Origin of the sequence: Ruminococcus sp. CAG:330, from assembly GCF_000437175.1 — a bacterium.
Taxonomy (GTDB): domain Bacteria; phylum Bacillota; class Clostridia; order Oscillospirales; family Ruminococcaceae; genus Ruminococcus_C.
Map to the genome: position 1 here is coordinate 54,353 of NZ_FR898046.1, position 9,848 is coordinate 64,200.

The 9,848-nt window shown below is 53.0% G+C and carries 9 protein-coding genes, 4 tRNA genes and 1 pseudogene; 2 read left to right on the forward strand and 12 right to left on the reverse strand.

Features of this window, described 5'->3' with window-relative positions; genetic code table 11:
• The 5 genes and pseudogenes from ytfJ to QZL66_RS05450 all read right to left on the reverse strand — a co-directional run.
• A pseudogene (ytfJ, locus tag QZL66_RS05430) lies at positions 1-368 on the reverse strand (GerW family sporulation protein); the annotation flags it as partial.
• A 16-nt stretch (positions 369-384) separates the two neighbouring features.
• On the reverse strand, positions 385-1,011 hold the full coding sequence (locus QZL66_RS05435) for a hypothetical protein (protein ID WP_022410724.1): 627 nt from the start codon (positions 1,009-1,011) through the stop codon (positions 385-387).
• Between the two features lie 13 nt (positions 1,012-1,024).
• Entirely contained in the window at positions 1,025-1,609 is a 585-nt protein-coding gene (gene scpB / locus QZL66_RS05440) for an SMC-Scp complex subunit ScpB (RefSeq protein WP_293601879.1), read from the reverse strand.
• 17 nt (positions 1,610-1,626) lie between these two features.
• The gene (locus QZL66_RS05445) at positions 1,627-2,361 is read right to left on the reverse strand and encodes a segregation and condensation protein A (RefSeq protein ID WP_022410726.1); all 735 of its coding nucleotides are present in this window, start codon (positions 2,359-2,361) and stop codon (positions 1,627-1,629) included.
• 3 nt (positions 2,362-2,364) lie between these two features.
• On the reverse strand, positions 2,365-3,045 hold the full coding sequence (locus QZL66_RS05450) for a site-2 protease family protein (protein ID WP_022410727.1): 681 nt from the start codon (positions 3,043-3,045) through the stop codon (positions 2,365-2,367).
• Positions 3,046-3,501: 456 nt separating this feature from the next.
• On the opposite strand from QZL66_RS05450, the gene rpmB reads away from it, so the two are divergent.
• Complete coding sequence (gene rpmB, locus QZL66_RS05455; RefSeq protein ID WP_022410728.1) at positions 3,502-3,687, forward strand: 50S ribosomal protein L28; 186 nt, start codon at positions 3,502-3,504, stop codon at positions 3,685-3,687.
• Between the two features lie 318 nt (positions 3,688-4,005).
• Positions 4,006-5,151 (forward strand): enhanced serine sensitivity protein SseB C-terminal domain-containing protein, encoded by a 1,146-nt coding sequence (locus QZL66_RS05460; RefSeq protein WP_293601880.1) that lies wholly within the window; start codon positions 4,006-4,008, stop codon positions 5,149-5,151.
• A gap of 77 nt (positions 5,152-5,228) precedes the next feature.
• Here the strand turns inward: QZL66_RS05460 and QZL66_RS05465 are convergent, their stop codons facing one another.
• The 7 genes from QZL66_RS05465 to QZL66_RS05495 all read right to left on the reverse strand — a co-directional run bounded on the left by QZL66_RS05465 (position 5,229) and on the right by QZL66_RS05495 (position 9,612).
• Entirely contained in the window at positions 5,229-5,966 is a 738-nt protein-coding gene (locus QZL66_RS05465; protein WP_022410730.1) for a PIN domain-containing protein, read from the reverse strand.
• A 126-nt stretch (positions 5,967-6,092) separates the two neighbouring features.
• A tRNA-Cys gene (locus QZL66_RS05470) sits at positions 6,093-6,167 on the reverse strand.
• Positions 6,168-6,170: 3 nt separating this feature from the next.
• Positions 6,171-6,246 (reverse strand) — tRNA-Gly (locus tag QZL66_RS05475).
• A gap of 26 nt (positions 6,247-6,272) precedes the next feature.
• Positions 6,273-6,349 (reverse strand) — tRNA-Asp (locus QZL66_RS05480).
• A gap of 3 nt (positions 6,350-6,352) precedes the next feature.
• Positions 6,353-6,428, reverse strand: a tRNA-Val gene (locus QZL66_RS05485).
• A gap of 236 nt (positions 6,429-6,664) precedes the next feature.
• Complete coding sequence (locus QZL66_RS05490) at positions 6,665-7,408, reverse strand: hypothetical protein (protein WP_293601881.1); 744 nt, start codon at positions 7,406-7,408, stop codon at positions 6,665-6,667.
• A 284-nt stretch (positions 7,409-7,692) separates the two neighbouring features.
• Positions 7,693-9,612, reverse strand: a complete 1,920-nt coding sequence (locus QZL66_RS05495) for an ABC-F family ATP-binding cassette domain-containing protein (protein WP_022410732.1) — start codon at positions 9,610-9,612, stop codon at positions 7,693-7,695.
• Positions 9,613-9,848 lie beyond the last annotated feature (236 nt).

The window sequence follows — 9,848 nt, forward strand, 5'->3', positions numbered from 1 at the left end:
CCACGTTTAAAAATCCCGCCGATCTGTTCCACAACACCCGGCACCGAGCGAATGGCGCTTCCCAGAAGGTCATCGCTCTCGTCCATCTGAAGCAGACGCACGCTGTCCTCCTGCACCACCAGAAACGCCACCGGCTGAATGGAAACACCGGCACCGGCACCGCCGCCGAACAGATCCTTCGGTGTGCTCTTCGCCGGCAGGTCAGAACCGCCGGATGCAAAGCCATAAGAAACCTTGGAAACCGGAATAATGGTCACGGTATCGGATACGACAATGGGATCGCCAATGATGGTCTGAACGTCCACCATGTCCCGTATTTTCTCCATGGTCACACCCATGAGATCCTGAATCTGATGTTTTTCCTGCATGACAGTTTCCCTCCGTTTATTGTTTTTTGGCGTCCTTGGAAACGCCCTGTTCTTCTTTTGACCGTGCGCCTGCGCCAAAGGAAAGCGCCAGACTCAGCAGCGCAGCCAACGCTGCCAGCGGACAAACCAGCAGCCGTCCGCGCACCACCCAATCCGTCCTTTCCCTGCCGAATGCGCTCTGCACCACGATTTGTTTTTCGTGCACCCGCAGGCAGCTTTTCAGCAGCCCCAGCGCCTGAAACACCAGCATGTTGGTCACGCCGTAGGCAATGGCGCACGCCTTGGCATCAAACCGCCCCACACGTGCCCCGATGACCAGCCCCCGAATGGACATGCCCTTCCAGAGCCAGCGCAGCGATTTCGGCAGATCAGAGAGCTTTCCGTGAAACTGTTTCCACATCCGCCGCAGCTTTTTCCCACGTGATGCGCTGTCGCCCGCCGGTTTCTTTTGCTTTGGCGCACCGGATTTCTTTTTACGCTGCGCTTTTTTTCGGTCGCTCCGCAGCAGTGGAATGCAAAACCAGGACAGCTTCCACTGGAAAATGTCCCGTGTTTCGTCGTACTCCACACGCAGCACAAAGGGCATCAGCAGCAGGCACAGCAACAGCAGTATGATTCCCAGCGCAATCAGCCACCCCGTCATGCAGCACAACCTCCTATTGCGACGCTGGAAGTGCGTCCTCTTCCAGAAGTTCCTCCGGTGATTCCTGCTGTATGATATTAGGCAGCGGCGGCAGTTCCTCCAATGAGGAAAGCCCGAAGCACCGCAGAAAATGCGGTGTCGTCGCATATGCGATGGGATGCCCCGGAACTGCCAGTCTGCCTGCCTCTGTCAGCAGCTCCTTTTCCACCAGCGTGTTCACCACAGAACTGCTGTCCACGCCACGCACATGCTCCACAAAGCTCTTGCTCACCGGCTGGTTATAGGCGACAATGGTCAGCACCTCCATGGCTGCCGGCGAAAGCGGTACGGACTTCTTGGTTTCTGCCGCTCGTGCGATCACGCCGGCGTATTCCTGCCGTGTGCAGAGCTGGTAGGCATTCTCCAGCTGCTGCACATGAAGTGCACTCTTTCGCCGCCGGTACTGCTGTTCCAGTGTTTCCAGTGCCTGACAGATCTCCGGCTTTCCCACATGACAAGCCTCTTGCAGCCTTGCCAGAGAAACCGGTTCTCCGCAGGCAAACAAAACCGCTTCTACCGCACCGACCAGTGCGGAACTGGTGTTTCCTTCCATTATCATTTCCTGCATTTCTTGAATTATTCCGCCGTTTCCATACGGCGTGATTTTTTCCTGCCGTCCGTCCGCCGGTAAAGATAGGTGCTGTCCTCGCTGATGCCGATCCTGCCGTGTTTGGTCAGTTCCAGCACCGCCAGAAACAGCGCCACCCGTGCGGAACGCTCCCGCACATCGGCATACAGTGCGCCAAGATAGACGTGCTCATTGTGATAGACCTTCCGCATGACATAGACCACCTTGGACATCACAGAAACCACAGGCTGGCTCACCACAGACTGTAAGCGTTCCCGTGCGGTATCCGGCGGGGAAAACCGCTTCTGCCCCATCTGATCCCACGCCTCCCGCAGCACAGCGACATCGTGGTGCAGAGCATACGCCGGAGAGACCGAGACCGGCATGGGCCGGCGCACGAAAATCTGGTTGCCGATAAACCGTCCCGCCAGTGCCTGCGCCGCCTGTTTGCACAGAGCGTACTCGATCAGTGCCCCCTGCAGCGCCTGTTTTTCCCGACGCGCTTCCTCCGGCCGCGGCAAAAGGGCTGCCGTCTTAATATAGATGAGCCGTGCCGCCATCTCCAGAAATTCGCCGGCAAGCTCCAGATCCTGTTCCCGGCACTGGTCGAGATACGCCAGATACTGCTCCAGCAAGCGGGAGATCTCAATGTCATAGATATTCAGCTTGTGCTTGGAGATCAGACTGAGCAGCAAGTCCAAAGGCCCCTCAAAGACCTCCAGCTGAAACGAAATTTTCTCCATGGATCACATCAGCATCTGAACCAGCGTGCCAATCCAGTTGGTCGCCCAGAGAAAGAACTGCACGATCCAGCTGCACAGGTAGTTCAGCGGTGTGCTCAGTGCGCCGATCAGAATCAGAACCCAGAGCACAATAGAAAGCACCTGCTGGTGCTGCTGCATCCAGTAGGACTGCCGGTAGGGCAGCAGCATCATGAGCACCTTGGAACCGTCTAGCGGCGGAATCGGAATCAGGTTGAACACTGCCAGACTGATGTTGACCGTGACAAATCCAGACAGGAAGTAGTGGATGGCAAGCAGGACGGCGCTGCCGGCGTTCGCCGCATAAAACGGGAACTCCACCTGCAGCAGAATCACACCCAGCAGTGCTGCCAGCAGGTTGGAAAACGGGCCGGCAAGGGATGTCCAGATGATGCCCTTTCGGGGATTGTTCATCCGTGCCGGATTGATGGGAACCGGCTTTGCCCAGCCGAAGCCGGTGAACAGCAGGAGCACAGAACCAAGCGGATCCAGATGCATCAGCGGATTCAGGGTCAGCCGACCGTTTGCCTCAGCTGTGTCATCGCCGAACCGGCGAGCCATCCAGCCGTGCGCAAACTCGTGCAGCGGCAGGATCAGCAGGATGATCACCACCCGCGCCAAAAGCATATACCGATTCAAATGAAATAATGAGCTGAAAATACCCATGTGCAGACTCCCTTCGCAGCGCCTGTTTTTCAGGCGGCAGTTTCCGTTTTTTGAAAAACACACCCGTCCAAAAACAAAAGGCGGATGTTGTACACGATACTCTTTTCTATTATACATGATTCTCTGCCGAATTTCAAGTCTATTTTCCCCGATTGGCAAAAAATCCGCAGAGTGCCCGTGTCGCAGGAACAAAAAATCCGATTTTTCCGGCTGTGGCAGCGGTCTGCACCGAATTCGGAATCTTGTTTTTTCAATCTTTTTCGTCTGATTTTTCGAAAAATCAGCATCTACGCATTGATTTCAAAAGAAAACCGGTGCAATAAAAAAATATTGAAAAGATTCCAACAAAACGCTTGCTTTTTTTTTGAAAATCTGATAAAATAGATATGTTAGTTTTCAAGCCATTCTATCGAGTGGTTTGACATGCAAACATGTTCGTAAGGAGGTGCAGATAGAATGGCTAAATGTGAATTTTGCGGAAAGGGTGTTACTTTCGGAATCAAGGTTTCCCACTCCCACAGACGCTCGAACAGAACATGGAAGCCGAACGTAAAGCGTGTGAAAGCGATTGTAAAAGGAGCTCCCTGTCATGTATACGTTTGCTCCAGATGCCTGCGCTCCGGCAAAGTAGAACGCGCGTAAGGCTCGCTTCTTCCCCAAATTGAAGATGAAAAATCGCCAGAGGTTTGCAAAGTTTGCAGCTTCTGGTTTTTCATTTTTCCCGAAAAACTCCGCTTTTTCGGCAACTTGTGAAAGCAATTTCCGACACCTTCGTATTTTTTGTGGAAATTCCCTTGCTTTTTTGCAAAAGGTATGCTATACTTAGAGTATCCCTGTAAATACCTGCGCGGCAAGTCCAACGCTCGCAGCCACATTTCGGGCGATAATCTTTGGATGAGGTGAACCAAATTGGCACAATTGCAGAAACCCAAAATCAAAAACCCTGAGCTGGTTGCCGCAATGGCAGATTTTAAACAAAATCAGAACAAGCAAACCGAGGCTGCAATGCTGGAGGCACTGAAAAACGCTTCCTTCATCGCACCGATCTCTCTTCGCACCAATCTGGACGAAGTGACTCCCGACGAAAACGGAAATCGTCAGGTGGAAGCCTCCCTGCTCGCCGTTTCCAACAAGGCCGGCACCAAGCTGTTTCCGGCATTCACGGACTGGCTGGAATTCCTGAAGTGGAAGGACGATGCGGATGCCGAGACTACCGTTATCACATTTGAGCAGTACAGCGACCTGCTGCTGCGAAAGAACAACGGCATCAAGGGCATCGTGATCAATCCGGCTGAAGCCAACATCGTGGTACAGCGGGAGAAGATGGCTGAGATGAAGGGCGTGGAGATTCCGGCAGAAAATCATCCGGAACACGTCATCACCGCTCTGTTCGGCGCCGAAAAGATCACGAACTCGGATCTGATCATCGCAGCTGCCCACGTTCGTGAGGAAAAGTCGCAGGAGGCACAGGCCGCCCTGTTCAACGCCATTCGCAAGGCCCGCTTCATTGCACCGGCAATGATGCAGGAGATCCCCAACGAAATCAAGCCCGGCGATCAGGTGACTGCGAAGGCAGAATTCATTATGCTGAACCGTGACGACCAGAAATGGCTCCCGCTGTTCACCAGTCTGCCGGAGCTGCAGAAGTGGAGCACAGGTCCGTCCTGTCAGGCAGTTCCCATGACGCTCGCCAACTACAGCGCAATGATGTCTGACCCGAACAACAGCGCTGTGGGCATCGTCATCGACCCTTTCACACTGGGCATCACCTTCAACAAGGATCAGGTGCTCAGCCTCCAGCCCCGTCTGGTGCTTCAGGATCTGAAAAATATCCCCATGGACATGCTGAACGAGCTGAAAGAAAAGTTCGCAGAGATTCCCAGCATCAAGGCCGCTTATCTGGCAGGCATCAACGTCAACGGCAAGGACGGTCATCTGATCATTCTGGATCTGACCGTTACCGCACAGGAAGATGTCAAGCCCATCGCTGACGCTACCGCAACCATCGCCGGCAAATATGCGCCGTGCACCATCGCACCGCTGCAGTCGCCCATGGGCAAGAAGGCAAGCGAAGGCAAGGCTCCGTTCTATACCGCTGAAGCGTAAGCCGCAAGAAATTCCAAAAAAATGAGAACCGCCCTCCGGAACACCGGAGAGCGGTTTTTTATGTGATCCTCTCATTTTTATGATGCTGCGTTCTCCTCGCCGGAAACTGCCGCATCCCGCAGTGCTTCGAACGACGGCTTCAGCTTATGGTAGATCTCTTTCACCTGCTGCCCATCGTGGTAATAACGTGCCAGGAGATTATTCAGCGTCAAGAGGTTGTCCGCAGCCATCAGAATCGCACACACCCGATGAATCAGCTTCTCGTCCTCCGTGTCCAGAATCTCTGCCACATGCTTTTTCAGCTTCTTCGGAAACGTCAGCGCCGTGTTCTTTTTGACAGCAGTCTTCCGTTCTTTCGGTGCCTCCGCTGTTTCCTCCTCTGCTGCCTCCAGAATCTGGCTGGGCTGCAGGGATGCCACGCCGTTCAGCGCATTCTCAATGGTAGAGCAGATCTCCAGCGTGGAATTGCTGTTCTGCAAATACTGGACAAAGAACGTCAAATCCAGGTCAAAATCTGTGTCCTTGCTGATGATGTACAGCGGAACCTGCGGCCGTCTGCCGATCAGATAGCCAATGTACATAGAAAGCTGCAAATCCAGTGCGTTTTTCACGGTGTTCTTCCGTGTGGAAAGCGCTGTCACCTCCATCAGGCGCACCGATGCCTGACAGGTAATTAGCCGGCGGTGCAGTTCGAAAGTCAGTCCGCAGCGGTTTTGCGTGTAGAAGATCACCACTTCGTCCGACTTTGTGAGAGATTTCAATCCGTCCAGGCCCTCGATATACACGTTCTCATAATCCACCAGATAAATCGCCATTTTCGTCCTCCTATAAAAAGAGCCCACTCCGCATCTTGCTGCATACGCCCAGATGCGGGATAGGCTCCGACACATGTTGAATTTTTCCTATAAAAAAAGAGAACGCCGATGCGTTCTCAATCCGTTTGGAGGCGCCATCCAGATTTGAACTGGAGAATCAGGGTGTTGCAGACCCTTGCCTTACCACTTGGCTATAGCGCCATTTGGAGCGGATTACGAGGCTCGAACTCGCTACCTCCACCTTGGCAAGGTGGCGCTCTACCAGATGAGCTAAATCCGCATAAGTGTACTTTTTGCAAAGTACACTGGCGATCTGGATGGGATTCGAACCCACGACCTCTGCCGTGACAGGGCAGCGTTCTAACCAACTGAACTACCAGACCATGTGGTGGAAACTATAGGGCTCGAACCTATGACCCTCTGCTTGTAAGGCAGATGCTCTCCCAGCTGAGCTAAGCTTCCATCATTTTTCGTCGTCGTTTTTTCCGTGGCGACAAGTAATATTATACACCATCTCCGGCGATTTGTCAAGACTTTTTTCAAAAAAAATTTTGTTATCAAAAATCGGAAAATTCACGTAATTGCGTCGCTTTTTCAGTTTCAATTTATTGTTTACGAAAAGTTAACATTTTAATTTACTGAAAAAGAGCCGCCCGCAGCCTGCGGACGACCCTCGTTTTTGATTGGGGATGTATTGCTTACTTGCCAGTACCGGTTACGTTGAAGGTAACCTCGACGGAAGTCCAGCCGCTGTTGAAAGCGTCCTTATCCACGATCTGTGCGGAATAAGCGGAAGCATCGGTAACTGCGCCGTTTGCATCGTGTGCATCTTCCGGCAGCTTGTTTACCCACTTGTTATAGATGTTTGCACGCATCTCTACGCCGTCATCCGAAGAGGTGTAGTTCTTCTTGGTCATGGGAACTTCTTCCCCGTTCATCTTGATGCTGGTGATCTCGATTGCCATGTTCGGATACAGTGTGGTACCGTCCTTGACCATGACAGCCATGAAGGACATGCCAGACGGTGTGTAATCGCCGTTTGCATCACCGGTAACATCATACATCAGACCAGCGGTTGCGCCGTTTACGCTAACGGTATATTCGCCGTCGCCAGTGATCGGAACAACACCTGCATCATAGGTCAGCAGGTCTTCATCTGTGCCCCAGTACTGTACGTACCACTCACCGTCAACCATTGCCAGATATGCATCGCCGGACTCAGCGGCAACCGGCTCTTCGAAGCTGCCGGTCTGTACCTGTTCGCCTGCAACAGAGCTTTCGTCAGCAGCGCTGGTTTCTTCCTCGCTGGACTCCTCTGCGGTGGTTTCAGCTGCGCTTGACTCTTCCTTGCTGGAATCCTCCTTATCTCCGCATGCTGTGAATGCAGTGCACATCATAGCAGAAGCCAAAAGGAAAGCCAGAAGCTTTTTTGTCTTCATCATAATTTTTTCCTCATTTTCTATTTTCATTTCGATAGAATCGAACCATGCAAATACACAATCTTATGATACATGATTTTAAAACCGGATACAATACACGTTTTAAACAAATCTAAACCAAATAAAATTGCTAACTTCATGCATTTTCACAGCATTCACAGATATTTTCTCTGAAATTCAACAAATTTCTCCGCTTTTTTTCAATTTTTCGATCTTTCCGACGCAATCTTCCCCGGTGGGATTTGCACAAAACCGCACCTGCCGGTTCCGTCCTGCTGCCGGGAGAATCAGCCCAGCTCTTCCTCCAGGGCAATCATTTTTTCCATGGTTTCATCCATGCTCACCCGCAGCTCTTCCATCCGTGCGCACTTCTCCTGCATCATCTGGTAGTCGCTGCAAACCGCCTCGTCCGAGATTTCCGCCGTCAGCTGATCCAGTTCCTCCTGCATTACATCCAGACTCTGTTCCAGACTGCGCAGGTCGGCACGCAGCTTTGCCTGCTGGGAACGCTGCTTCTTGGAGCGATACGCCGGCTTCTCACCCTTGGGTTGTTTTTCCGCAGCCTGTGCAGCCGATTCCTCCGCCGCCTGTTCCTGCTTCTGCTGCGCCTCCAGCCACGCTGAAAAACCGCCGGTGTAAGCGGCAGCGCCGTCCGCCGTCAGGGAGAGGATATGATCTGCCACGTGATCCAGCAGATACCGGTCATGAGACACAAACAGAATCGTTCCGGGGAACTCCGCCATTGCCTCCTCAATAACCTCTTTCATAGCGATGTCCAAGTGGTTGGTGGGCTCGTCCAGAATCAGGACATTGCCGTGTTCCAGCATCATCACCGCAAAGCAAACCTTTGCACGCTCGCCGCCGCTCAGAACTCCAATAGGTTTGAACACGTTCTCCCCTGTGAGACGCACCTGTCCCAGCAAGCTCCGCACTTCCAGATCTGTCCAGGACGGCACACGGTCGTGAATCTCCTGCATCACCGTCTTTGCCGGATGCAGGTTGGTGCTCTCCTGTTCGAAGTAAGACAGCTTCACATTGCTGGTCCAGCGAATCTTCCCCTGATGGGGCAGCATGCCCTGCAAGATGCGCAGCAGCGTGGATTTTCCGATGCCGTTGTCCCCCACGATGCCCCACTTTTCCCCACGGCGCACCTCAAAGGACAGGGAGGGCAGCAGCGTCTTGCGCTCCGCACCGCTTTCCACAGAGATGTCAATATCCTGCACCTTCAGCAGTTCCACTGGCGGGTCGATTTCATAGGTAAACCGCACTTTCGCCTGTTTCTGCGCACGCAGCGGTTTGGGAATGCGCTCCATCTTCTCCAGCTGCTTCACACGGCTCTGGGCGCTCTTCGCCGTAGAGGCACGTGTCAGGTTTCGTGCCACGTAGTCCTCCAGCTTAGCGATCTCTTTCTGCTGCATCTCGTATTCTTTCCACTGGCGTGCCACAGCCGCCTCTTTGAGCTGGGTAAACGTTGTGTAATTTCCCTTGTACTGCGTCAGTGTTCCCTGCTCGATCTCGCAAATGCTGGTGCAGAGGCGGTCTAAGAAATAGCGGTCGTGGGAGACCAGCAGCAGTGCACCCTTATAGTCTTTCAGGTAATCCTCCAGCCACATCACCGTCTTGAAGTCCAGGTGGTTGGTAGGCTCGTCCAGAATCAGCAGGTTCGGTTCTTCCAGCAGCAGCCGTGCGATGGCAAGCCGTGTTTTCTCACCGCCGCTGAAGCCGGAGATGATGCGGGAGTCGTTTTCCCGTCCGAATCCCATACCGTTCAGTACCGTGCGAATCTTCACGTCGATCTGGTAGCCGTCGTTCGCCTCGAACCACGTTTGCAGTCGGTGGTATTCCTCGGAGACCGAGAGGTCGCCGGACTGCATCTGTTCCTCCAGGGCGTGCATTTTTTCCTGCGTATCCAGGAGCGGCTGGAACACGCTTCGCATTTCCTCCCAGACGGTACTCTCCCGATTCAACCCGCCCATCTGCTCCAGATAGCCGATGCTGGTCTTCCCGGAATAGGCGACATCGCCATCCCCTTCCACCAGATGATCCGGCAGTTCATGCTCCGTGATGATGCGCAGCAGCGTGGATTTTCCGCAGCCGTTCACGCCGATCAGTCCGATGCGGTCCCGATCCTCGATGGTGAGGGAAACATGGGAGAGCACCTGATTTCCATTGTAAAATTTATTGATATCTGTTAAACGCAGCAGCATAGCGTTGCGATCCTCCTATCATTCGCTCCAAAAGTGAGTTTCAAGCCGTCCGGCACCCGCCGAAAGCAGCGGAAAACGATGCCAAACATATTCTTTTATTGTATCATATTCCGGAAGAAATTACAATGTTTTTTTGTGTCGGTGTGTGAAATCCATTTCAAACGCATCGTGCATCCTTTCTAGATGCCAAAACGGACACGGCACGCCGTGTTCCTGCAAGGCGAACAGTTCTATCT

Bases quoted from the DNA above. Each gene is read 5' to 3' on its own strand.
- QZL66_RS05460 (WP_293601880.1), top strand. From the start codon at position 4,006: ATGGCAGATTTTAAACAAAATCAGAACAAGCAAACCGAGGCTGCAATG.
- scpB (WP_293601879.1), bottom strand. From the start codon at position 1,609: ATGATAATGGAAGGAAACACCAGTTCCGCACTGGTCGGTGCGGTAGAA.
- QZL66_RS05435 (WP_022410724.1), bottom strand. From the start codon at position 1,011: ATGACGGGGTGGCTGATTGCGCTGGGAATCATACTGCTGTTGCTGTGC.
- QZL66_RS05490 (WP_293601881.1), bottom strand. From the start codon at position 7,408: ATGATGAAGACAAAAAAGCTTCTGGCTTTCCTTTTGGCTTCTGCTATG.
- QZL66_RS05450 (WP_022410727.1), bottom strand. From the start codon at position 3,045: ATGGGTATTTTCAGCTCATTATTTCATTTGAATCGGTATATGCTTTTG.
- QZL66_RS05465 (WP_022410730.1), bottom strand. From the start codon at position 5,966: ATGGCGATTTATCTGGTGGATTATGAGAACGTGTATATCGAGGGCCTG.
- QZL66_RS05445 (WP_022410726.1), bottom strand. From the start codon at position 2,361: ATGGAGAAAATTTCGTTTCAGCTGGAGGTCTTTGAGGGGCCTTTGGAC.
- rpmB (WP_022410728.1), top strand. From the start codon at position 3,502: ATGGCTAAATGTGAATTTTGCGGAAAGGGTGTTACTTTCGGAATCAAG.
- QZL66_RS05495 (WP_022410732.1), bottom strand. From the start codon at position 9,612: ATGCTGCTGCGTTTAACAGATATCAATAAATTTTACAATGGAAATCAG.